This window comes from Coprococcus sp. HPP0074 (assembly GCF_964238105.1).
In the GTDB taxonomy this organism is placed as follows: domain Bacteria; phylum Bacillota; class Clostridia; order Lachnospirales; family Lachnospiraceae; genus Faecalimonas; species Faecalimonas umbilicata.
Genome location: NZ_CAXSKS010000008.1, coordinates 169,760 through 191,650, shown reverse-complemented (window position 1 = coordinate 191,650; position 21,891 = coordinate 169,760). Strand labels below are relative to the sequence as shown.

The 21,891-nt window shown below is 42.6% G+C and carries 24 protein-coding genes and 1 pseudogene; 4 read left to right on the top strand and 21 right to left on the bottom strand.

What is annotated here, in order from left to right:
• Window positions 1–468 precede the first annotated feature (468 nt).
• The 4 genes from radA to ACESPO_RS11395 form a co-directional block, all read right to left on the bottom strand.
• The gene (gene radA, locus ACESPO_RS11410; protein WP_008977328.1) at window positions 469–1,830 is read right to left on the bottom strand and encodes a DNA repair protein RadA; all 1,362 of its coding nucleotides are present in this window, start codon (window positions 1,828–1,830) and stop codon (window positions 469–471) included.
• A gap of 146 nt (window positions 1,831–1,976) precedes the next feature.
• A complete protein-coding gene (locus tag ACESPO_RS11405) occupies window positions 1,977–2,390 on the bottom strand; it encodes a hypothetical protein (RefSeq protein WP_008977329.1) in 414 nt (137 codons plus the stop codon).
• A 110-nt stretch (window positions 2,391–2,500) separates the two neighbouring features.
• Entirely contained in the window at window positions 2,501–4,945 is a 2,445-nt protein-coding gene (locus ACESPO_RS11400) for an ATP-dependent Clp protease ATP-binding subunit (protein ID WP_499788861.1), read from the bottom strand.
• 21 nt (window positions 4,946–4,966) lie between these two features.
• Window positions 4,967–5,335, bottom strand: a complete 369-nt coding sequence (locus ACESPO_RS11395) for a GntR family transcriptional regulator (RefSeq protein WP_008977331.1) — start codon at window positions 5,333–5,335, stop codon at window positions 4,967–4,969.
• 138 nt (window positions 5,336–5,473) lie between these two features.
• Between ACESPO_RS11395 and ACESPO_RS11390 the strand changes: the two genes are divergently transcribed.
• Together ACESPO_RS11390 and ACESPO_RS11385 are read left to right on the top strand one after the other, a co-directional pair.
• Window positions 5,474–6,814 (top strand): MurT ligase domain-containing protein, encoded by a 1,341-nt coding sequence (locus ACESPO_RS11390; protein WP_008977332.1) that lies wholly within the window; start codon window positions 5,474–5,476, stop codon window positions 6,812–6,814.
• Window positions 6,811–7,566, top strand: coding sequence for a type 1 glutamine amidotransferase (locus tag ACESPO_RS11385; RefSeq protein WP_499788859.1), 756 nt, complete (start codon window positions 6,811–6,813; stop codon window positions 7,564–7,566). Before ACESPO_RS11390 ends, ACESPO_RS11385 begins: the two co-directional genes overlap by 4 nt.
• A 74-nt stretch (window positions 7,567–7,640) precedes the next feature.
• Here the strand turns inward: ACESPO_RS11385 and ACESPO_RS11380 are convergent, their stop codons facing one another.
• The 7 genes and pseudogenes from ACESPO_RS11380 to ACESPO_RS11350 all read right to left on the bottom strand — a co-directional run bounded on the left by ACESPO_RS11380 (window position 7,641) and on the right by ACESPO_RS11350 (window position 11,601).
• Window positions 7,641–8,201: a nucleoside phosphorylase-I family protein gene (locus tag ACESPO_RS11380; protein ID WP_120092605.1), complete on the bottom strand. Its 561-nt coding sequence runs from the start codon at window positions 8,199–8,201 to the stop codon at window positions 7,641–7,643.
• Window positions 8,171–8,740: a phosphodiesterase gene (yfcE, locus tag ACESPO_RS11375; protein WP_120092603.1), complete on the bottom strand. Its 570-nt coding sequence runs from the start codon at window positions 8,738–8,740 to the stop codon at window positions 8,171–8,173. Before yfcE ends, ACESPO_RS11380 begins: the two co-directional genes overlap by 31 nt.
• An 81-nt stretch (window positions 8,741–8,821) precedes the next feature.
• Window positions 8,822–9,514 carry an LrgB family protein gene (locus ACESPO_RS11370; protein ID WP_336305146.1) on the bottom strand — a complete coding sequence of 231 codons (693 nt, stop codon included), beginning with the start codon at window positions 9,512–9,514 and terminating at the stop codon, window positions 8,822–8,824.
• Window positions 9,498–9,893, bottom strand: coding sequence for a CidA/LrgA family protein (locus ACESPO_RS11365; RefSeq protein ID WP_009263566.1), 396 nt, complete (start codon window positions 9,891–9,893; stop codon window positions 9,498–9,500). Before ACESPO_RS11365 ends, ACESPO_RS11370 begins: the two co-directional genes overlap by 17 nt.
• A gap of 141 nt (window positions 9,894–10,034) precedes the next feature.
• Complete coding sequence (locus ACESPO_RS11360; protein WP_270602619.1) at window positions 10,035–10,853, bottom strand: M20 metallopeptidase family protein; 819 nt, start codon at window positions 10,851–10,853, stop codon at window positions 10,035–10,037.
• Window positions 10,822–11,122, bottom strand: a pseudogene (locus ACESPO_RS11355) (glycine/sarcosine/betaine reductase selenoprotein B family protein). Before ACESPO_RS11355 ends, ACESPO_RS11360 begins: the two are co-directional and overlap by 32 nt.
• Window positions 11,123–11,139: 17 nt before the next feature.
• The gene (locus ACESPO_RS11350; protein WP_270428578.1) at window positions 11,140–11,601 is read right to left on the bottom strand and encodes a TetR-like C-terminal domain-containing protein; all 462 of its coding nucleotides are present in this window, start codon (window positions 11,599–11,601) and stop codon (window positions 11,140–11,142) included.
• Between the two features lie 108 nt (window positions 11,602–11,709).
• Between ACESPO_RS11350 and ACESPO_RS11345 the strand changes: the two genes are divergently transcribed.
• Both ACESPO_RS11345 and ACESPO_RS11340 read left to right on the top strand, forming a co-directional pair.
• On the top strand, window positions 11,710–12,045 hold the full coding sequence (locus ACESPO_RS11345; protein WP_334304053.1) for an L-lactate permease: 336 nt from the start codon (window positions 11,710–11,712) through the stop codon (window positions 12,043–12,045).
• The gene (locus ACESPO_RS11340) at window positions 11,960–12,607 is read left to right on the top strand and encodes an alpha/beta fold hydrolase (RefSeq protein WP_499788858.1); all 648 of its coding nucleotides are present in this window, start codon (window positions 11,960–11,962) and stop codon (window positions 12,605–12,607) included. The genes ACESPO_RS11345 and ACESPO_RS11340 overlap by 86 nt, the downstream gene beginning before the upstream one ends.
• 118 nt (window positions 12,608–12,725) lie before the next feature.
• Here ACESPO_RS11340 and ACESPO_RS11335 read toward each other — a convergent pair whose 3' ends face one another.
• From ACESPO_RS11335 to purD, 10 genes are all read right to left on the bottom strand, one after another.
• Window positions 12,726–14,015 carry an aspartate aminotransferase type Ic gene (locus tag ACESPO_RS11335; RefSeq protein WP_174704833.1) on the bottom strand — a complete coding sequence of 430 codons (1,290 nt, stop codon included), beginning with the start codon at window positions 14,013–14,015 and terminating at the stop codon, window positions 12,726–12,728.
• A gap of 151 nt (window positions 14,016–14,166) precedes the next feature.
• Window positions 14,167–14,628, bottom strand: coding sequence for an NADH-quinone oxidoreductase subunit NuoE family protein (locus ACESPO_RS11330; RefSeq protein WP_009263573.1), 462 nt, complete (start codon window positions 14,626–14,628; stop codon window positions 14,167–14,169).
• Window positions 14,629–14,690: 62 nt separating this feature from the next.
• Window positions 14,691–15,590: a tocopherol cyclase family protein gene (locus ACESPO_RS11325; protein ID WP_336305139.1), complete on the bottom strand. Its 900-nt coding sequence runs from the start codon at window positions 15,588–15,590 to the stop codon at window positions 14,691–14,693.
• The gene (locus ACESPO_RS11320; RefSeq protein ID WP_336305138.1) at window positions 15,587–16,915 is read right to left on the bottom strand and encodes an FAD-dependent oxidoreductase; all 1,329 of its coding nucleotides are present in this window, start codon (window positions 16,913–16,915) and stop codon (window positions 15,587–15,589) included. Before ACESPO_RS11320 ends, ACESPO_RS11325 begins: the two co-directional genes overlap by 4 nt.
• Before the next feature lie 142 nt (window positions 16,916–17,057).
• The gene (gene nudC / locus ACESPO_RS11315; protein ID WP_336305137.1) at window positions 17,058–17,894 is read right to left on the bottom strand and encodes an NAD(+) diphosphatase; all 837 of its coding nucleotides are present in this window, start codon (window positions 17,892–17,894) and stop codon (window positions 17,058–17,060) included.
• A gap of 61 nt (window positions 17,895–17,955) precedes the next feature.
• Window positions 17,956–18,495: a GNAT family N-acetyltransferase gene (locus tag ACESPO_RS11310; protein WP_009263577.1), complete on the bottom strand. Its 540-nt coding sequence runs from the start codon at window positions 18,493–18,495 to the stop codon at window positions 17,956–17,958.
• An 81-nt stretch (window positions 18,496–18,576) separates the two neighbouring features.
• A complete protein-coding gene (locus tag ACESPO_RS11305; protein WP_009263578.1) occupies window positions 18,577–19,053 on the bottom strand; it encodes a threonine/serine exporter family protein in 477 nt (158 codons plus the stop codon).
• Window positions 19,050–19,862: a threonine/serine exporter family protein gene (locus tag ACESPO_RS11300; RefSeq protein WP_336305136.1), complete on the bottom strand. Its 813-nt coding sequence runs from the start codon at window positions 19,860–19,862 to the stop codon at window positions 19,050–19,052. Before ACESPO_RS11300 ends, ACESPO_RS11305 begins: the two co-directional genes overlap by 4 nt.
• Before the next feature lie 24 nt (window positions 19,863–19,886).
• On the bottom strand, window positions 19,887–20,369 hold the full coding sequence (locus ACESPO_RS11295; protein ID WP_336305135.1) for a GNAT family N-acetyltransferase: 483 nt from the start codon (window positions 20,367–20,369) through the stop codon (window positions 19,887–19,889).
• A 202-nt stretch (window positions 20,370–20,571) separates the two neighbouring features.
• On the bottom strand, window positions 20,572–21,843 hold the full coding sequence (gene purD / locus ACESPO_RS11290; RefSeq protein WP_016441423.1) for a phosphoribosylamine--glycine ligase: 1,272 nt from the start codon (window positions 21,841–21,843) through the stop codon (window positions 20,572–20,574).
• Window positions 21,844–21,891 lie beyond the last annotated feature (48 nt).

Here is a 21,891-nt window from a genome sequence, read left to right as displayed (position 1 = left end):
TCTGTTCTGAAATTTTCTCAATTGTTCGAAATTTTCAGGGTTGTGTTGTCTATTGTTTAATTATCAATGTTCTGTTTTGCTTTTTCGTAATCAGCTGTTTCATTTTATCACAACACTTCTTACTTGTCAAGCACTTTTTTCATTTTATTTTTCGTTGTTTTTGTTTCGCAACAACGATTTATATATTATCACAAGTTCTTTTTGTTTGTCAAGCACTTTTTTCATTTTTCTTTTTCAAACTTTTTTTGAACTTGTCTGCTCTCTCGAGCGCTCCATTAGAATATCATCTTCGACAGAAACTGTCAATAGGTTTTTTCATTTTTTTCTATTTTTTTGTAATTTTATACTTTTCCGACGTTTTTTCACTTCATGTTACAGGCAGCCTTTGAGATTGTTCTTCCGTCAGACTGCCTGTGTCCTAGGTGAAAGAAATGACCTTTTGAATTGCATATATCTCTTTTCTTTTTTCTATAAGAGCTGTATTGCTTCATTAACACTCTTTACACCGATCACTCGGATTCCCTTTATACTTTTTACCATTTTCACAGAAGCCTCCGGCAAAATGCAAGTGGTGAATCCAAGTTTCTTCGCTTCTGCCACTCTCTGTTCCGGCATATTTACTGCACGCACTTCACCACTTAATCCAACTTCTCCAAATACGATCGTCTTTTCGTCAAGCGGTCGGTTTTTATAACTGGATACGATTGCCAGGACAATTCCCAGATCTACCGCCGGTTCATTCATCTTAATTCCTCCGGCAATATTTACATAAGCATCATGGTTTGAAAGTGGAAATCCTATTCTTTTTTCAAGAACTGCCATCAAAAGATTGACGCGGTTATAGTCCGTCCCCGCAGCTGTGCGCCTTGGCATCCCAAAATTTGTCGGACAGACAAGTGCCTGTATTTCAATCAAAATCGGTCTCGTTCCTTCCATGGAGCATGCCACAACAGATCCCGAAGCATTCTCCGGTCTTCCTTCCAGCATATATTCTGATGGATTTTCTACCTCTTTGAGTCCATCCTGCCTCATTTCAAAGACGCCAATCTCATTCGTAGATCCGAACCGATTCTTTACCGCTCGCAGAATCCGGTATGACGCGTGTCGATCCCCCTCAAAATATAAAACGGTATCCACCATATGTTCCAGCACTCTCGGACCTGCAACTGTCCCTTCTTTTGTCACATGACCTACAATAAAAATCGAAATTCCAAGCCCCTTCGCAAGTTGCATGAAAACATTCGTAGATTCCCGTACTTGAGATACACTTCCCGGTGCAGATCCCACAGCTTCGCTGTACATTGTCTGAATAGAGTCAATGATCACGATCTCTGGTCTGCGCGACTCTAACACACCTTGAATCTTCTCTAGATTCGTCTCACTCAGCAAAAAGACCGTCTCACTAAATTCTCCCATCCGCTTTGCACGCAGTTTTATCTGCCTGAGTGACTCTTCCCCTGAAATATAAAGAATCTTCCTCTGATCCCCACCGAGTTCCCGACAAACTTGTAGCAAAAGTGTTGATTTTCCGATTCCTGGATCTCCTCCTACCAGAATCAGCGATCCCGGTACGATCCCTCCTCCAAGTACACGATCCAATTCTCCGATTTTTGTATAGATTCTTTCTTCATGCTCTGTCTCCACATCATTCAAAGATAGAATTTCTACTTCTTTTACCGACGCAAGGACAGATTTTGGATTTCCGGAAGCAGTGATCTTTTCCTCTACAAACGTATTCCATTCTCTGCACACCGGGCATTGTCCGAGCCATTTATTTTCTTCGTGCCCACAATTTTGGCAGAAAAATATACTTTTTTTTGATTTTGCCATATTCGTTTTCCTTTTTTGTTTTCTTTATATGAAATAAAACAAGGAGCCCTGCCTCAAGACACTGTCTCATTTTTGCATCGGTTCCTTGTTTCCTGATTTGTAATCTCTTTATGTAACTTACACCCTCATTACAAGTATGCTCTTCTTTAAACTCTTGCCACCCTGATCTTTGCGTTGACGCCTTCCTGAAGTTCTGCGCTGACACTCAGTTTCCCGCTCAGATTTGTCATCATTTTTCCGATATTGACGTCGTCCACATACACAATGTATTCACAGTCTGGTTCCAGTTCTAATGTAAACTGTGCATCTTCCTTCGCAGATACTGTAAATGCCACTTCATCTTCTGTTTCTGCAAAATGTTCAACAGCAGTCCCCGGTACAGATTCATAGACGAACATTCCATTTCTCTCTAGTTTTGTGATCTCTGAGAAGGTCTTTACTTTATATACATCTCCTTCGAATTCAAAGTTATCCAATTTTGTCTTCTGTGCTAATGTAAAATCCCCAAAACTAAGTGTTCCGTCTTCCTCTACACGCAATAATTCTTTTACTGCAGCCATCTTGTTCTCCTCCTACGGTACTTCATATTTTCATTTCTGCATCTTATCCCCTCTCATCATAGTATGGATAAGGTGTTTTCTGATATTATATAATAATTTGTGATATTTTTCTAGTTCTTTGTCACTTTCGGCAGAAATTTAATTTGTTTTTTAGAAAAGGATACATCTACCTCCATATCAGAGTGGATTTCTCCGGCAAGAATCGCCTCTGCCATCTTATCTTCCAATTCATTCTGCACTGCACGTCTCAGCGGTCTTGCTCCATATTTAGTATCTGTTCCCACTTCCACAATATGTTTTTTGACCGAATCACGGATGTGTAACTGGATATTTAACTGTGACTGGACACGAACTGCAAATTCCTTGCACAATAATCCTGCAATTTTCTTCAAATTCTCTGCACTAAGCGCATGGAACACAATAATTTCATCGATCCGGTTCAAGAATTCCGGTCGGAACAACTGCTTCACTTCATCCATTACATTGCTTTTCATCTTCTTATAGTCATCCTGCGGATCTTCCTTTGCGGCAAATCCCAGCTTCTTCGGTTCCACGATTGCCTTCGCCCCTGCATTCGACGTCATAATAATGACCGTATTACGGAAATCAATCTTTCTTCCCTGGGAATCTGTAATATGCCCATCATCAAGCACCTGAAGCAAAATATTAAATACATCCGGATGTGCTTTTTCAATCTCATCGAACAAAATTACTGCATATGGATTCCTTCTGACTTTCTCGCTGAGCTGCCCGCCTTCCTCATGTCCGACATATCCCGGAGGGGAACCAATCATCTTTGACACACTATGCTTCTCCATGTATTCTGACATATCGACGCGAATCATTGCATCTTCCTGTCCAAACAACGCCTCCGCAAGTGCTTTGGATAGCTCTGTCTTCCCCACACCTGTCGGTCCAAGAAACAAAAATGACCCAATCGGTCTGTTCGGGGATTTCAGTCCTACACGTCCCCGCTTCACCGCTTTTGCAACAGCAGTGACCGCTTCTTCCTGACCGATCACTCTCTTCTGTAAAGTCTGCTCTAATTTTCTTAACCTTGCACTTTCAGATTCTCCCAGTTTTTGTACCGGAATCTTTGTCCAGACAGACACTACTTCTGCAATCTGCTGCTCTGTCACGCAAATCTGATGCGATGCCTGATTCTTGTTAAACCGTTTCTTAATGCTCTCTAATTTCTTTTCAACAGCCTGCTGCTCCTGATTCAACATCGATGCCTCTGCAAAACGGCCTTCTGCCACCGCCTGTTCCTTCTCCTTCATGAGAGACTGCAGAATTTCCTCTGTCTTTGTCAGATTATCCGGAACTTTAAACCCATTAAGATTTGCCTTGGAACACGCTTCATCCAAAACATCAATCGCCTTATCGGGCAGATTCCTGTCACTGATATAGCGCTCTGACAGTTTGACCGCAGCCTCAAGTGCTCCCGGCTCAATCGTAACATGATGGTGTGATTCATATTTTCCCTTCAGACCTTCCAAAATCTGAATACTCTGGGCACTATCTGGCTCTTCAACTGTAATCGGCTGAAATCTCCGCTCCAACGCTGCATCTTTCTCAATATATTTTCTATATTCAGAGATCGTTGTTGCGCCGATCAACTGCAGTTCTCCACGAGCCAGCGATGGCTTCAAAATGTTAGAGGCATCCATAGCCCCCTCTGCACCTCCTGCACCGATCATTGTATGTACCTCGTCTAAGAACAGAAGAATATCCGATGAACTTTTCACTTCCTGAATCAGGCGCTTCATCCTGTCTTCAAATTCTCCCCGATACTTAGATCCCGCAATGAGAGAAGCAAGATCCAACGTCAGAATATGCTTATGCTTCATACTCTCTGGAACCATCCCCGACACGATTCTCTGTGCAAGCCCTTCAATGATCGCAGTCTTTCCAACTCCCGGTTCCCCGACAAGACATGGATTGTTCTTCGTTCTACGGCTTAATACCTGCATCAGCCGCTCAATCTCTTCCATTCTTCCAACAACCGGATCCAGCTTCCCGTCTGCTGCTTTCTCTGTCAGATCTGTGCAGTATTGCTCCAGCATCCCTGGCTGTCCTCTTCTTCCACTTCCGGCTTCCTCTGAAAATTCCGCCGGATCAATCCCTGCCGCCTCAAAAATATCTTGATAAATCTTTGTCAGACTGATATTTAACGTTGTAAGGATTCTGGCCGCAACACACTCTGAATCACGCACGATCGCCATCAACATATGCTCCGTACCAACCTCCGATGCCTGAAATCGCTCTGCCTCTCTTCTGCTGTTCTCAAGCAGATACTCTAAGCGTGGACTTCTCTCTGCCTTTCCTTCAAATACAACTTCCTCTGTCGGAGAAATCAGTTCTCCGATCACTTTCAAAATCTCATTCTCATTTACTCCGTTTGTCGCAAGGATCTGACCTGCCACTCCCGTAAACACTCTCCGCAGTCCAAGCAAAAGATGTTCTGTCCCAATATATGGGTGTCTTAACTCCTTTGCTGCACTCCTCGCGGTCTTTAACACATTCTCAGCCTGTTTTGTATATTCAATCTGCATGAATTCCTCCTTCTATCTCTCCTACACATATTCTTCATAAATCTCATCCACAAGCTGATGAACTTCCTCCCTGGAAATGTTCTGACAGCTTGCCTTTGCAAGCAGTACTCTGAGCTGCTCTCTCATCTCTTCCACCGCCTGAAGTTTATTGACATCGATGGCGATCACAGCACCTTTTCTGCGGTCCAGCTGAAGAAACCCTTCCTGCTTTAAGACCGAATACGCCTTATTTACTGTATGCATATTGATACCGATATTTTCCGCAAGCTGCCTGACAGACGGAAGTGTATCCCCTTCCCGGATCGTAGATGTCGCAATTCCCATAATGATCTGATTCCGAAGCTGAATATACAGCGCTTCTGAACTGTTAAAATCAATCTCGATAAACATAACCTCACCTCCGTTGTTATATACATGTTATAACATATGACATTTCTTGTCAATGCATTCTCTTGCCCTTTACACTCCTTTTAATTTCAGATATAATAGCAACGTAAATAAGAAAATAAAACAAGATGGAGGAACACTGTGAAAATACGTAGATTATTTGCCATATGGGCTTCAAAGCTCACAGGCTTTGTATGTAAATTGTTAGGAAAGCAGGGGCTCACCTGGTCTGGTAAGATTGCACTTACGATCGATCCTGATATTCTGACAGAGATGGCCGCTGATGTCCGTGAGAAAATCTTTGTCGTTTGTGGTACAAATGGAAAAACCACAATCAATAATCTTCTCTGCTCTACTTTGGAGGGACAGGGAAAAAAGGTAATCTGTAACCACTCCGGTTCCAATATGTTAAACGGAGCTATTGCCGCTTTTGTACTATCTGCAAAATGGAATGGAAAAATCGATGCCGACTATGCCTGTATCGAAGTGGACGAAGCCTCCACACTGCGCATTTTCCCGCATTTCAAACCGGATTACATGATACTAAACAATCTGTTTCGGGATCAGCTGGATCGCTATGGCGAGATTGATATCACAATGAATCTGTTAAAAGATGCAATGCGAATTGCTCCGGAGATGACGATCATCGTCAATGGAGATGATGCACTCTCCACATATCTTGCCCAGGAAAGCGGCAATCCATATGTCACTTACGGAATCCAGGAGCAAGTATTTGAAGAACAAAGCATCAACGAAATCAAAGAAGGACGTTTCTGCAAAAAATGTGGAGCAAAATTGTTTTACAATTTCTACCATTACAGCCAGCTCGGGGACTACCACTGTCCAAACTGTGATTTCCACCGACCAGAGCTAAACTATAACGCAAGCAATGTCAAGACTGGAAAGGTTCTGGACTTCGATGCAAATGGGGAGCATATTCATGTAAATTATCGTGGTTTCTACAATGTCTACAATATTCTTGCTGTATATGCTGCTGTCAAAGAAGCCGGCATTCCACTTCAAAATTTCAATGAGATCCTCGGCAAGTACAACCCAGAAAACGGACGAATGGAACATTTCTCTATCAAAGGAACGGAAATTATCTTAAACCTTGCAAAGAACCCAGCAGGATTTAACCAAAACATTTCCGCCGTCATGGAGGATGACAGCCCGAAAGATCTGATTATTCTGATCAACGACAATGATCAGGACGGAATTGATGTGTCCTGGCTCTGGGATGTGGACTTTGACCGCCTAGGCGACCCATCCATACGTTCCATCACCGTCAGCGGAATCCGCTGCCAGGATATGCGCTTACGATTGAAATATGTAGATATCCCTTCTATTTTGGAGCCGGATATTGAGACTGCAGTCCGGAAACGCATCGCCGATGGCACCGGAAATTTATACGTCCTTGTCAATTATACTGCCTTGTATAGTACTCATAATATCTTAAAGCGAATGGAGGGTGAACAATCATGAAACTGACTATCGGACATCTTTATCCAGATCTTCTGAATCTCTACGGAGACCGGGGAAATATTCAATGTATGATGAAGCGGCTCCAATGGAGAGGCATCGAAGCAGAGACAATTGAATTTGAGATTCAGGACGAGGTCGACTTCTCTGAACTTGACATTGTTCTGCTCGGTGGAGGGTCTGACCGGGAACAGATGCTTGTCTGCGAACGTCTGAAGGAAATCCGCGATGATTTCAAAGCTTATGTGGAGGACGGCGGTGTTGTCCTTGCAGTCTGCGGCGGATACCAGTTACTCGGGACCCACTATTCCACTGATCAAGGTGTGATCGAAGGGCTTTCCATCGTAGATATTTACACAGAACAGGGCAAGGATTATCGACTCATCGATAACATTGTTCTGGAGAGCGAACTTTCTGATATGCCTGTGGTCGGCTTTGAAAATCACGGCGGCAGAACTTATATCAAAGATCAGAAGCCATTCGGAAAAGTCATTTATGGAAGTGGAAATGACGGACAGAGCGGCTACGAAGGGATCATTTATAAAAATGTGATCGGAACTTATCTGCACGGACCGCTTCTCCCAAAAAATCCTCAGATTTGTGATTATCTTCTCACAAAAGCACTAGAGAGAAAATATAAGAAGCCAATTGAGCTCGCTCCCCTTGATGATACCGAGGAACGTGAAGCAAACACTTACATTTGTCAGCGGTTCAAAGGAAAAGTCAGCAGACCGCAGGATCAGGAACAGATTTAAGATTTTACTTGAAAAGAAGTTGCCGTATTTTTTCTTTACGGCAACTTCTTATCGTTCTTTCTCTTTTTTAGTTTTTATGGGATTTCATAGATGATCCGCTTGTAGTTTAGCTTTTCTTCTTCGGTCTTTGCATGCTCGCTGTCCCAGACATTCTGAAAGGAAAGATCTTTATCGTTTGTCAGTACAACATAGCGGACTGGCTTTACTGCCTGATCCATGCGTCCCTCCAAATCCAGCAAATATTTATATTCATAATCATGCACCTCATGATCTTTTGACAAAATCACCCGGAAGTTCTTCCCATCATAGAATAGATCTTCGAGAAACCATTCTTTCTCCCTTCCAAACTGATACATGATCCGCACTTTTGCAGGCTCTTTGCTCTCTGCACTTTTTAAAAACTGTTCCCAGTATTCTCCGCCGTCAACCAGCTTTGTATCTCTGTAAACTACACATCCATCTTTCTTTGCCTGCTCGGCAGTATAATCTTCCGGCACATGATCAAATCCTTGATAGACTCCTTTTCCTCTTGTCCGAAACGTCTGCTTCTCCTTCGGCATCAGTTCCATGCAGCCACTCATATACAAACTGATTCCTATTGCGATCAGCCCAAACAGGATTCTTTTCTTTTCCATCTGATTTCTTTCTCCATATATACTTCGCCGTCAAGATCTTTCCACTCAAATTTCTCATCTAAAATCATATAGCTGTGAAGAGAATCTTCTTTTGGAATGGAAATAGAACCCGGGTTCATATAAATACATCTGTCCGTTTCTCTGCAAACCGGCACATGTGTATGTCCATGAAGAAGAATGTCTCCCTTTTTTAACATTGGCACATGTTCCAGATTATGTACATGTCCATGTGTGGCAAAGATCATACGGTCATTCAAATATAAAATACAGTAATCTGCCATAATCGGGAATTCCAAAACCATCTGGTCTACTTCACTCTCACAATTTCCCTTCACACAAAGAATCTCTTCTTTGATCTCATTTAACATCGCGATCACTTCCTTTGGCGCATAGTCTTTCGGAAGGTCGTTTCTTGGCCCGTGATATAAAATATCTCCGAGAAGCAGAAGCTTATCTGCCTTCTCTCTTCTGTATGCTTCTATCATCTTTCTGCAGTAATATGCAGAACCGTGGATATCTGATGCAATCATCCATCTCATTGTTGCTCCTCCTCTGTTTCACTGTGAATTTGCTGTCATTGTACCATCTTTCATTTTCTTTGGATAGGCAAAAATAAAAATTTATAAAAATGTGGCAAAAACAGATGCACCAATGACCGTCATCAGCCCTGACACAGCGATAGAAAGGCTGCTCATGGCTCCCTGCACCTCTCCAAGTTCCAATGCTTTTGCTGTGCCGATTGCATGCGAAGCCGTTCCAAGAGAAAGTCCTACCGCAATCGGTTCTCTGATTCCAAACATTTTACATATATATTCTCCGATGATATTTCCTAACACCCCTGTCACAATGATGACAGCGACGGTGATCGTTGAGATTCCTCCCAACTCCTCGGAAACTCCAATTCCAATCGCAGTTGTGATCGACTTCGGCAGCAGTGTCACATACTGTTCATGGCTCAGCCCAAACAAATATGCCAACCCGAAAACACTTCCGAGGCTTGACAGTACGCCTGCCGTAATTCCCCAGAAAACTGCCCAGAAATTTTGTTTCAACAATTCCATCTGCTGATACAATGGAACCGCAAGGCAGACAGTAGCCGGAGTTAAAAGATAGCTTAAGTATTTTGCTGATTCGTTGTAAGTCGCATAATCAACATCCAATACATTGAGTAGAACAATAACTGCAACGATCGCTAACAGCAATGGATTCAAAAACCCCCATTTCAATTTTTTCCGTGCAAGTAAGCCCAGACCATAGGCTCCGATACTGATCGTCAGACCAAAATACAACGATTCACTAAAAAACTCTTTCATCTTTCCGTTCTACCTCCTTTTTTCTCCTGTAGTCAATAATTCCCTGTGATACTTTTCCGGTGCAAATCATCACAAAAATCGTTGTGATAACAATAATCATCATGACCGGCACAACGATTTCCTTTAAATCCGCCCACACTGTAATAAGTCCAACTGCTGAAGGTATAAACATCGGCGGCATAATATCAATCAAAAAATCCGCTGCAAGTTTCACCTGATTCAATTTTATCACTTTCGCGCAAAGACAAAATAGCATGATCAAAAGTCCATAAATGCTTGCCGGAACCGGAAGAGGGAGCACTGCATGAAGAACTTCCCCTAGAAATGTGACCGTCATGATCACGCCAAACTGATACAATAATTTCATATCTTTTCTCATTCCTTCCTTAAACGATTACAAAATTCTTTGCTTTTCATCATATCACACTCCATTTTGCTGCGCACAATGATTTTTCCACAAAAAAAGCAGAGGATATCTCCTCCATTTTGTAGATATCCTCTGCCTTTTTGTAAATATGCTTTATTTTTTTTCGATCTGCAACATATTATGTACAATTCGCACAAACGTCACAGTTCCTTTCCACATCACATCTTCATCAATATTAAATGTTGGATTGTGATGCGGAATGTCTGTTCCCTTTTTTTCATTGGAAGAACTCAGGAAGAAAAAAGCTCCCAGAACTTCCAAAAGATAGTTCGCAAAATCTTCTCCTCCCATATTAGGAATTGAAAAATCCTCAATAATATCTTTCGGTTCAAACAGATCGCTGACGGCTTTTGCAGCCAGCTCTGCCATCGTCTCATCATTGACTACCGGGGGAGCTCCCCATATAATCTCACACTCACAGCTTCCTCCAAACATCGCTGAAATAGCCACTGCCAGTTCTTTGATCCTTCTCGCAATATACTGCCGCACTGTCTCATCCAGCGCTCGAATCGTCCCTTCCAAAACTACCTGGTCCGGTATCACATTATATTGGGTTCCTCCTGTAATTTTTCCAATGGTGATAACACTAGACGCTGTTCCCGATATTTCTCTTGTCTGTATTGTCTGCAAAGCAATCAGAAGATGAGCTGCTATGTTGACAGGGTCAACGCCCTTCTCTGGTGTAGATCCATGACAGGATTGCCCTTTTACACAAATAATAAATTTATCAAAAGATGCCATACAACATGCCCTTGGAAAAATAAGAGTCCCTGTCGGAATTTCTTTGCCTAAAATATTTCCGATATGAAGTCCAAAAATAGCAGCTACATCTTTCAGACATCCATTTGAAATTGCAATCTCTGAGCCTCTGGAAATTTCCTCAGCTGTCTGAAAAATCAGTTCCCGATCCATGATACCCTTCTTTTCTTCCATCTCCAATAAAATCATTTTTAATCAGTCTGTCCACAAATTCTGCAACGGACTTCATTGCCTCTCGCATCTTGGCAGCATTGTTCTCCGTCTGTAAAATATGTGCGCGGTCTTTATAAAGATCTGTCCCTAGTCACTGCTGCCGTAGCAGCTCCACATCCCAATCCATATCTTCCTGCATTGAATCCTGGTCCTGCCACAAATAAATCTTCCTGATATTTCTTTACAAGTTCTACAAACTCCCTGTACACTTCTTCTGTATGCTCCGCTATATAAAATTCTTCTTTCTGATTGGATTTTTATCAAATTCCTCTGCTCGTTTTTCCATCATTCTCTGATTCGATAAAATTGAGTATCCTAAAGATTCGGAATCCAGTATCTCACGAATCTGTTCAAAATACTTCATATAATTATCATGCATTCCTTCATCCACCCAATCTTTGATAATTCCTACCAGTGCATGTGCTTTTAGCTTTGCCATCAGATTCAACTCACTTTCCGACAGCTTGAATCCGCATTCAGAATATCCCATATCAATATTGATCTTCCAAAGTTCATAATAAATTTCATACAAAGATTCAAACAGAGAATTTTGTCCAACATATTGAAAACACGCAAAGTAAAATTTCCTTTCTGCATAAAGAGCCTTACATACTTTCACAAAACTCTCTGTCAGCTTCGATGGATTGTTAAAAGAATTTACATTTTCCAACATATCTGTATAAAACATCCAGTTGATCAGCTCATATTTGTCCTGAAACGATAGTAAAATGAATTTCTCTTTTTCTCTTGTTAGCATTTGATTAGAAAAATTGGTCGAAAAAAAGGGGGTTTATTTATGTATCTATATGCTGCAATCGCTGCACTTCCAATTTTATTCACTATTATCTTTATGGCTGTCTTCAATTGGCCTGCAAAACGTGCATTGCCTTTCTCTTGGCTGATCGCCTGCCTGGTTGCCGGATTTGTATGGAAAATGGATTTTCTGAAAATCTCAGCCAGAACAATTTCTGGTTTCCTAAGTGCTCTGGAAACTTTGTTTATCATTTTTGGAGCTCTTCTCCTTATGAACGTACTCAAGCAGTCTGGTGCCATGGCAGCAATCAATCAAAGATTACAGTGTTTGCGAATATTTTGCAAAGAACGGATACACTGTATGGCGTCTGGATCTTAGCGGATATGGAAAATCTGGAAAATACGAAGACGGATGGAAAGTCACAACACAACATGCTGCAGAAGATAAAATTTATGCTCTCGAAAAAATCTGTGAGTTACAGGGTGTAGAAAAACTTGATTTGCTTGGCTGGTCATGGGGAACAATGACAACTTCCGAAGTTGCTTCACAGCGCCCGGATTTATTAAAGAAAGTCGTATGGCTTGGACCTTGCTTCGGTGGTGCATTTGAAGCGACTCCAGTAACAGAACTTCACGGAATGTGGGTAGACCATACATATGCTCAGGATGGCGGACATGGACGTCCAAACGGCGGTGCGAAAGAGATTATGGAAATCGGCGATGGCTGGCTGATCGATACAAAAGCAGTAAAAGTTCCTGTATTGATTATTACTGGTGACAATGACTTCTATGTAAACATTGACAGATGTTATCAAGCTGAGAAGGAACTTCCAGAAGGATCCAAATTACTTCATCTGCACGGCGCTGGTCACGCAATGTATCTTGAAAAAGATTACTATCAGACTACACGGGAAGCAATCTTGAAATTTATCTCTGAATAGAGACAAATTCCTCTATAATAAAATCTTTGGCAAAAGTGATTTCTTGCCGCTTCTGCCAAAAGAGCCGGGAACAAAATCCCCGACTCTTTTCCTTTCACAGTATCAACTGCATTCTCTATTATGATTTACTCTCCAAAATCTTATCAATACTTACCAGCTTCACACTCAGTACAAAGATCTCACATGCCTTCGCCAGTTCCTCCGGTGTCGGATATGATGGTGCAATACGGATATTGCTGTCTTTTGGATCTTTACCATACGGGAATGTCGCCCCTGCAGGTGTCATGACAAGTCCTGCCTCACTTGCCTTTGCAACAATCGCCTTGGCACATCCATCCATCGCATCAAACGAGATGAAATATCCTCCTCGCGGCCGTAACCAGGAACCGATTTCAAGTCCTTCCAGCTCTCTCTCTAAAATTGTCAGGACTGTCTCAAATTTCGGACGCAGAATATCTGCATGCAGCTTCATATGTTCCACCATTCCGTGAATGTCTTTATAAAAGCGTGCGTGGCGCAGCTGATTCAACTTATCATGTCCAATTGTCTGGATCTGCATCTGTTTTCTGATCGCCACAAGATTGGCATCCGATGCCGCAATCGCTGCAACTCCGGAACCCGGAAAGCTTACTTTCGATGTGGAACAGAATTTATACACCATATCTGGGTTTCCTTCTTTTTTACATTCCATCAAAATCTCTATTAAATAGTCCTGCTTGTCTTCGTATAAGTGATGGATGCCATATGCATTATCCCAATAAATACGGAAATCTTTTGCCGCCGGTTTCAGTTTTGCAAAGCGGTGTACTGTCTCGTCAGAATATGTGATTCCCTGTGGATTCGAATATTTCGGGACACACCAGATTCCTTTGATCGCATCATCCTCGCTGACCAGCTTCTCCACAATATCCATATCCGGTCCATCCATCGTCATTGGCACATTGATCATTTCAATTCCAAAATGCTCTGTGATCGCAAAGTGTCTGTCGTATCCAGGAACCGGGCATAAGAACTTTACTTTGTCCAATTTTGCCCACGGGGTACTTCCCATCACCCCATGTGTCATGGAACGTGCAATCGTATCGTACATAATATTCAAACTGGAATTTCCAAAGATAACGATATTGTCTTTCGGCACTTCTGTCATATCGGCAAGGAGCTGCTTCGCTTCACGGATTCCGTCGAGTACTCCGTAATTTCGGCAGTCTACCCCTTCCTCGCATTTCAGATCGGATTCACTTGTAAGGACATCCATCATCCCCATCGCAAGATCCAGCTGTGCTGCAGAAGGTTTTCCTCTAGACATATCAAGCTGCAGTCCCTGTGCCTTTACCTTTTGAAATTCTTGTTCTAACTGACTTTTCAGTTCTAAAAGTTCCTCTTTACTTCTATCCTTATACGCTAACATTGCAAGACCTCCAAAATCTGTTTTCAATTTAACATCATACTCACTTTTTGACGTTTCGTCAATACTTTCTTGCATTTATTTACGCATTTTCATTGTTTTCTTTTATTTTTTATTCTTTTTTGAATGAATTCATACTTATTAATTCATTTTTCTATCGATATGCTTTCAGAATCTCTCCCAGACTCTCCTCCGTCACTTGATGATATACCGTTCCGTCAATCATCATGTTCGGCCCTTTGGCACACTGTTTCATACACCCGCTTGTCCGCAGATAAAATCTGCCTCCCTCAGATACTTCTCCTTGACGAATTTTCCACTTTTTCTCAAGTATTTTCAAAAGATCGTAAGAGCCTTTTGCTGAACACCCTGCTCCTACACATATTTGAATCTCATGACGATAATTCTCCGCCTTCAGGCTTGGATAACGTTTGATGACTGCCGCCAGAAATGTCTCCTTCATTTTTGTAACTTCTGCCACTTGTTTCTGCACTGCTGCCGGAATACATCCTTTCACATCCTGGATCTCCCGCAGCATATTGACGAGATCCTCCTGTGAAATCATTTCTCCCTCCTTTGTATAATATTCTATAATTTCACGAATCTGTTCTTCCATCTTTTCAATCTCCTTTCTGTATCTTCATTGTCCATCTTTTGTATTGCATCTGTTCCCTTTGCCTATTCTCTGATATCAGCCTCAAATCCTGCCGGCGTACATATTTCATCAAAGAGAAGATCGCCATCCACAAAAAGCCGATATCTGACCGTACATGCAGCATGTTCGTAGATTCCTCTTCCCATCGCCCCTAACTGCGGTGCCAGAAGTTTCTGCGGATGGTTCTGCTGTAGTTGTGCCTCAAATTTTATATGTTTCTGTTCAATCACTATTTGCTTCTCTGTTCTTTCCTTGACTCGAGCTCCACAATAAGTCGCAAGACGATAGTGTCTTCTTCCGTACCAGATTTCTGCAATCGTTCCTTCAAAGGAAAATGGTCCCACCGGAATTGTTGCTGCTGCCGCCATCAAGTGCAATCTTCCTCCTGCCCCTCTGCTGCACTGGGTCCAGACATATTGATCTGGAAAAGACGTGCCGCGGTCTTTCTCAATATACCCGATTCCTTTGCCAAAATGAAGCTGCTCGCGATTGATCTTCAATGTTCCTGCCACATTGTGTCTCATACTGATGATCTCATGTCGGCACTGCATAAATGGGATCCAGCGAAACGGACCCATAATATCCCCAGACAGTTGGGAGAATTTCCCATAGACAAGCTTCCCTTTCATTTTCAATTCTCTCGTCCGTATATCAATAGAAATCCCAGTTTCCGAAAAGACATTTCTTCCGATCCGGCAGTACAGACGTCCCTTTGCCGCATAAAACTGTTCCGGTGCATAATGAATCTTCCAAACATGATCATTTGCGATCACCTGCAGCATCGCACTTTTTTCTCCTCTTGGATTGATATGGAACGATGGAATAAAGCAAATAGTCTGGGATCCATTTTCATGCTTAAAATACCATCCTTCAAAATAGCACTTCTTTTTTCGTCCCCCATAAAAATAATTTTTTCTGCTCATTTCCTCTCCACTGCTGCATTTCTTACTGCAGGATTATCAATCAGATTTCCTTCTTTATCAAACCGCGATCCATGGCAAGGACAGTCCCATGTCTCTTCTTCTGGATTCCACGTCAACTTACAGCCGAGGTGGGGACAGCGGATGCCTCCGGGAGCCGCCAGTCCTTTGGCGCTCTTTGCTCCTTCTACCGCTGCTGCTTTCAATGCTCTGATCGGAACTCTCTGCGGAGAAAACACTGCTGCATTTCCACTTTCTTTCTGGCAGATCTGTTCTGTAATCATCAGAGCCGCTGCCATCGAGGAAGTCATTCCCCATTTTCCAAATCCGGTTTCTACATACCACTTTTTATTTTTTCCTGTATAAAGTCCGATGTAGGGAATGGCATCGAGTGTCATGCAGTCCTGCGCCGACCATCTATCTATCGTCTCACAATCTCTCCAATATTCTTTTGCCCGCCTCTCCAGCTTCTTGTATTGCCCTCCGGTCTCATTTTCTCCGGTCCGGTGCCCTTCTCCTCCAAACAATGTAAACTCTCTGAAATTCCGGAAGGAGAAGTCTTCCCCGGGATCTACACCCAAATACAAATGTTCAAAGGGTTGTGCCTGTTTCAATGCAAGTACATAACTGCGTTCTTGATGCATCCTTGCAAAATAATATCCTGGTGTATTCATAATCGGATAATGAGACGCAAATACAACCGCATCTGCCAACACGTTTCCATGATCCGTATAAATTTTCCCCTCCTCCACACCAGTTACTTTTGTGTGCTCATAAATTACAAGCTGTTCTGCAAGTGCTTTTAAAAAGAGCAGTGGATGAAATGCTGCCTGTTTCTGATAACAGATACTTCCTATAACGGAAAATGGAAGCTCTGTCTTTGTTGTAAACTCCGCTTCAATCCCCAGACGTACTGCCGCCTCCACTTCTCTCTTTATCTGCTCTGCATCGGTCAGTGAATAGAGGTAGGAACTACATTCTCGAAAATCACAGTCTATCTGCTCTTCCTGCACCAGCCGACTATACATCTTCAGTGCACGCTTATTTGCACTGACATATTTTCTTGCTTTTTCCTCTCCCGCCTCTCTGAACAGTTTTTCATAAATCAAATTGTGAGAAATCGTAATCTTTGCTGTGGTCCCTGCAGTCTGTCCACTTCCCACTCGATTCCCCTCAAGAACGATCACATCTTTTCCTGCTCGTTTCAGAAAAAAAGCCGTTAAAATTCCGGCCATTCCTCCGCCGATCACCGCAACTTCTGCTCGAACACTCTGAGCAAGTGGCGAGAACGCAGGAAGCTTGCTTGTCTTCGTCCAGATTGTATCCATACACTCCACCTCATTTTTGTTACTTCTACATGTTATAGAAAGTATGGACAATTTTTCTCTCACTTATTCTGTTTTTTCTGACCTCCGCTCTGTTGTGCTCGCTTTATATTCACATTATAATCGCTTCTGCTGAGAGAATCTTCTATACCTTTCCTTCTTTGAACGCAAGAATCATCTCATTTGTCAGACTGATATGCTTTTCTGTTACCGGAATTTCTTCACGCTCAAACCACTCTGCCAAGGCAAGTTCCTCTTCGTCAAGCGTAATCTCGGCACTTCCATCTAACTCCGCAAAAAATCCAAACAACAGTGTATCCGAAAAAGACCACGGCTGGCTTTTATAATAACGCAGATTTTTGACTTTCAAGCCAACTTCCTCCATCACTTCCCGCTGCACCGTCTCCTCGATTGTCTCGCCAATTTCTGCAAAACCGGCAATCAATGCATATTTCTTGTAGTCTCTGCCTGCATATTTTGACATGAGCAGCCGATTACCATCCGTCACACCAATAATGACTGCCGGGCAGATTTTCGGAAATTCCATCTGTCCACAATGCTCACAGCGCATCATACGTTCTTTTTTGTCATGTACCATCGGTCTGCCGCATACTCCGCAAAATTTTCTGCTCCGATACCAGTTATACAGCTGGAAACCTGTAATCCCCGCAAAGGCAAGATAAAGTGGCTTCGCCTGCCGGAAAGCTTCAGTATGTTCCATCTGAAATGTAGACAGCTGTGCATAACGGATATGTTCTCCCAAATAGAAACACTTCCCGTCTATCTCAAACAGATATGTATAATTCTCATAGATCCCATCATTTTCCTTTTCCAGTTCCGCAAAAGTCGGAAAACGGATTTCCTCTCCCTTTTTCTCCAACAATACCTGATGTCCGTCATAACATAGCATAATACTGTCTTTCTCCGGCGGTTTTGGGTTGTACTCATTTCGATACCGGTGTGGTGCAATATCTTGTATCATGATTTTTACCTCTTTTTCTTCTATTTCCTATTTTTCTTTTTTCATCCATCCACTTGTATTTTTATCTGTCTGCGAGATACTCTTCTTTTAAAATATCCATATGGATTTCATCCCAGAAACGTCCTTTTGCATAATAGCTTTCTCTTCTTCTTCCAAACTCACGGAAGCCGACTTTCTGATAAGTGTGGATCGCTCTCTCATTAAATGCAAATACTCGCAGCATCACATTGTGAAGGTTTAATGTCTCAAAAGCAAAATCGAGAAGGAGCCTTAATACCTCCTGCCCATATCCTTTTCCCCGATTTTCTTCCTCTCCGATAAAAAGTCCGACTTCCGCACACTGACGGATTTGATTGATCTCCTGGATCCCACAGTTGCCGATCAGTGTATCATCTTCTTTTCTGATGATCGCAAACTGTGTTTTCCCTTGCATACTTTGGATCCATGCCTCTTCCGCCTCAACCGTCATGATCATCGCAGAATTCCCAAGTCCGTCTGTCGTATCAAAGTCACTGAGCCACTTCACATAAGTTGCTGCATCTTCCACCTTTGGTACCGCAAGATAAAGATGTTTCCCTTCCAATTTCTTAATATATCCCATTCTTTTTTCCTCCCATCTTTTCTTTCTATCTGCTTCTATAAAAATTTTCTCTTTTTATCCTATTTTTCTCTTCGCACAAACCTACTTTCGCGATGGTGCAATGTATTCCTTCTCCACATCTTTTTTTCGCCAGTTTTGAATAAAGAACCATTTTTTCGGAATGGTAACAATAAATACAATTCCAAGTACAATTCCAAATGCGATTTTTAACGACTCCAGTCCTTTGATCGCCGCCAGTGTCAACTCATTTGACACAAGATAGTACATGGTATAGTAAACGCCTGCTCCCGGCACAAGCGGGAAAATCCCCGAGATCAAAAAGACCGTGATCGGACATTTCTTCCAGACTGCAAAAATGCGGGAAACAAGCACGACTCCGACTGCACCGAAGAACGAGGCAACCGCTGTATCCGTAAACGGTACTATCAGATAATAGCAAAACCATCCTGCCATTCCAGTAAATGCTGCACACAAATAAAATTTGCGAGGAACATTGTAGAGAATCGCAAATGCAAGTGATCCTGTGGATGCCAGAAGCAAATTTAATACAAATGTCATAAAAACATTCCTCCCATCAGACTATTGTAAATAGACAGTACAGATCCTGCCCCGACTGCAATATAGACAAATACAAGAACGGCATCCACCATGCGGACAGTCCCTGATAAAATGTCACTGTCTGCAATATCGCGGATTGCATTTGTAAAAGCAATTCCTGGTACAAGCGGCATGATTGCACCGCTGATCAGCTTATCCATCCGAAGCGGAAACGGCAGGAAGTTGATCGCGCATAGTGTCATCACCGTGATAAATGCACCTCCCAGAATATTGACGATCACTTTTGAACTGTTATATTTTTTGACTCCCATCAGAAATACATGCAGTAATACCCCGATGCAGAATGCAATTCCACTTTCTATCAAAGTTGCCCCCATAATATAGCAGAAACTTCCTGCTCCCATCCCCGATGCAAACGTCTGCAACGGTTTGCTCGTGCGGGGCATCTGTTCGATCTCTTTCAGACGTTGAAATGCCTCATCGACACTGACTTTCCCTTCTACAATCTCTCTTGAGAGCGCATTGACCTCCGCTACAATTCCTAAATGTGCACCTGACAATGGCACATGCTTTGTTTTTGCATAGATTGTCTTCTCGCCATCATCTGCTGTGATAAAAATCCCATTACTCAGTACAAATGTATCCAGTCCCTGCACTCCATAATGCTCACAGATATGCCACACGGTCTCCTCTACCCGAAAGATCTCCGCCCCGTTTCTTAAGAGGATTCTCCCTGCCTCCATTGCCAGTTCCAGTACTCTGTGCGACTCTCCGTTATTGATTTCTACAATTTCTTCTTTTTCTTTCACATCCTGCCTCCAATTCTCACACCTCTATTTTAAGAGGATTTTCTCCATCAGCCAGCGCTGTGGCTTCATCCCTGCTTTCTCATAAAAGCAAAGCGCCGCCTCATTAAAGTTCCAGACACAAAGATCGATGCGTTCTGCCCCAATGTCTTGTGCCAGTCTCTCTACTGACTGATATAAACTGATTCCGACTCCCTGCTTTCTATATTGCTGTGATACATAAATATCTTCAATGTACACCGTCTTTTTCGGCACCATGATCGGATGCTTTGTCTCCCGTATGGTAGCAATACAGATTCCCAGCAGCTCGCCTTCCTCTGTGTCCGCACCAAGCGTGATCATTTCATCATTTTGAAGCATACTGTAAAATTCTTCCTTTGTATAGACTGTTCCAATTTCCTCCATCTGCCGATACATATCCGGTCTGCTCTCTGCATGTAATTTATGGAGTTCCGCCATAAACTGGCTTACAGTATCATAATCGATCTCTCTTAGTTTCCTGATCTTCATATCTATTCACTCCTTCTTTCCTGTTCTTCGTTTTGTCGATAGCCGTATTATAGCGCAACTTTTCTCCAAAGTATATAAAAAATCCTCACTCTTTTTTCAGCCACATGTTCTTTCTGAAAAACAAAAAGAGAAAGACCACAGCCACTTCCTGCTGTCATCTTCCCCTTCTCTCTATCGCATGCTTCTTTTTACCGTCTGCTTTTTATGCCTCATCAATCGCTTTTCCGATATCGTTTCTCTTATATTTGTTCGCAAATGTAACCCACTCTGTCGCAGCATATGCATTTGCTCTTGCCTCTTTTAAATCTTTTCCTTTCGCAGTCACGCCAAGTACACGCCCTCCGTTTGTCACGATCGTATCTCCGTCAAATTTTGTTCCTGCATGGAAGCAGTAGTACCCTTCATGTTTCTGGAATTCTTCCAGTCCACTGATCGGAAGCCCTTTGTCGTATTTCTCCGGATAGCCGTCTGATGCAAGTACAACACAGACTGCCGCATTCTCTTCAAATTCCAGCTCGATCTGATCTAATTTCCCATCAATACAAGCTTCCATCACTTCAAGGATATCATTTTTCATTCTCGGCAGTACCACCTGTGCCTCCGGATCACCAAATCTTGCATTGTACTCCAGCACCTTCGGTCCTTCCTCTGTCAACATCAATCCAAAGAAAATAATTCCCTTAAATGGTCTTCCCTCTGCTTTCATCGCATCGACTGTTGCCTGATAAATATGCGCCTTGCAGAAAGCATCCACCTCTTTTGTATAGAACGGACTTGGAGAAAACGTTCCCATTCCTCCTGTATTCAGTCCCTGATCTCCGTCTTTTGCACGCTTGTGATCCTGCGCTGATGTCATAGTCTTGATTGTATTTCCATCTACAAAGGAAAGCACCGATACTTCCCGTCCAGTCATAAACTCTTCGATTACGATCGTATTTCCGGCCGCTCCAAACTGATGATCAAGCATCAGTGATTTCACACCTTCCTGCGCCTCCTCCAGCGTATTGCAGATCAGCACACCTTTTCCGAGCGCCAGTCCGTCTGCCTTCAGAACGATTGGAAATTTTGCTGTTTCCAGATAAGCAAGCGCCTCTTCTGCACAATCAAAATTCTCATATGCCGCTGTCGGAATCTGATATTTCTTCATCAAATCTTTCGAAAATGCCTTCGATCCTTCCAGAATCGCAGCTGCCTTATTTGGACCAAATACGCGCAATCCTTCTGCCTCAAAGACATCAACAATTCCTCCGACAAGTGGGTCATCCATTCCAACGATCGTCAGATCAACTGCATTCTCCTTTGCAAATGCTGCCAGCTTTTCAAATTCCATCGCACCGATGTCTACACATTCCGCATACTCTGCGATCCCTGCATTACCTGGTGCACAGTAAATCTTCTCTGCTTTGCTGCTTCTTGACACACTCCATGCGATCGCATGCTCTCTCCCGCCGCTTCCTACAATTAGTACTTTCATAAATTATGCCTCCTACGATTTTCTACCGTTTCTCTGCTCATTCTTCTC

Excerpts from the sequence above, each read along its gene's own strand:
- radA (WP_008977328.1), bottom strand. The coding sequence starts at position 1,830 with ATGGCAAAATCAAAAAAAAGTATATTTTTCTGCCAAAATTGTGGGCAC.
- ACESPO_RS11405 (WP_008977329.1), bottom strand. The coding sequence starts at position 2,390 with ATGGCTGCAGTAAAAGAATTATTGCGTGTAGAGGAAGACGGAACACTT.
- ACESPO_RS11400 (WP_499788861.1), bottom strand. The coding sequence starts at position 4,945 with ATGCAGATTGAATATACAAAACAGGCTGAGAATGTGTTAAAGACCGCG.
- ACESPO_RS11395 (WP_008977331.1), bottom strand. The coding sequence starts at position 5,335 with ATGTTTATCGAGATTGATTTTAACAGTTCAGAAGCGCTGTATATTCAG.
- ACESPO_RS11385 (WP_499788859.1), top strand. The coding sequence starts at position 6,811 with ATGAAACTGACTATCGGACATCTTTATCCAGATCTTCTGAATCTCTAC.
- ACESPO_RS11380 (WP_120092605.1), bottom strand. The coding sequence starts at position 8,201 with ATGGAAAAGAAAAGAATCCTGTTTGGGCTGATCGCAATAGGAATCAGT.
- yfcE (WP_120092603.1), bottom strand. The coding sequence starts at position 8,740 with ATGAGATGGATGATTGCATCAGATATCCACGGTTCTGCATATTACTGC.
- ACESPO_RS11370 (WP_336305146.1), bottom strand. The coding sequence starts at position 9,514 with ATGAAAGAGTTTTTTAGTGAATCGTTGTATTTTGGTCTGACGATCAGT.
- ACESPO_RS11365 (WP_009263566.1), bottom strand. The coding sequence starts at position 9,893 with ATGAGAAAAGATATGAAATTATTGTATCAGTTTGGCGTGATCATGACG.
- ACESPO_RS11360 (WP_270602619.1), bottom strand. The coding sequence starts at position 10,853 with ATGGATCGGGAACTGATTTTTCAGACAGCTGAGGAAATTTCCAGAGGC.
- ACESPO_RS11350 (WP_270428578.1), bottom strand. The coding sequence starts at position 11,601 with ATGTTTTATACAGATATGTTGGAAAATGTAAATTCTTTTAACAATCCA.
- ACESPO_RS11345 (WP_334304053.1), top strand. The coding sequence starts at position 11,710 with ATGTATCTATATGCTGCAATCGCTGCACTTCCAATTTTATTCACTATT.
- ACESPO_RS11335 (WP_174704833.1), bottom strand. The coding sequence starts at position 14,015 with ATGTTAGCGTATAAGGATAGAAGTAAAGAGGAACTTTTAGAACTGAAA.
- ACESPO_RS11330 (WP_009263573.1), bottom strand. The coding sequence starts at position 14,628 with ATGGAAGAACAGATTCGTGAAATTATAGAATATTATACAAAGGAGGGA.
- ACESPO_RS11325 (WP_336305139.1), bottom strand. The coding sequence starts at position 15,590 with ATGAGCAGAAAAAATTATTTTTATGGGGGACGAAAAAAGAAGTGCTAT.
- ACESPO_RS11320 (WP_336305138.1), bottom strand. The coding sequence starts at position 16,915 with ATGGATACAATCTGGACGAAGACAAGCAAGCTTCCTGCGTTCTCGCCA.
- nudC (WP_336305137.1), bottom strand. The coding sequence starts at position 17,894 with ATGATACAAGATATTGCACCACACCGGTATCGAAATGAGTACAACCCA.
- ACESPO_RS11310 (WP_009263577.1), bottom strand. The coding sequence starts at position 18,495 with ATGGGATATATTAAGAAATTGGAAGGGAAACATCTTTATCTTGCGGTA.
- ACESPO_RS11305 (WP_009263578.1), bottom strand. The coding sequence starts at position 19,053 with ATGACATTTGTATTAAATTTGCTTCTGGCATCCACAGGATCACTTGCA.
- ACESPO_RS11295 (WP_336305135.1), bottom strand. The coding sequence starts at position 20,369 with ATGAAGATCAGGAAACTAAGAGAGATCGATTATGATACTGTAAGCCAG.
- purD (WP_016441423.1), bottom strand. The coding sequence starts at position 21,843 with ATGAAAGTACTAATTGTAGGAAGCGGCGGGAGAGAGCATGCGATCGCA.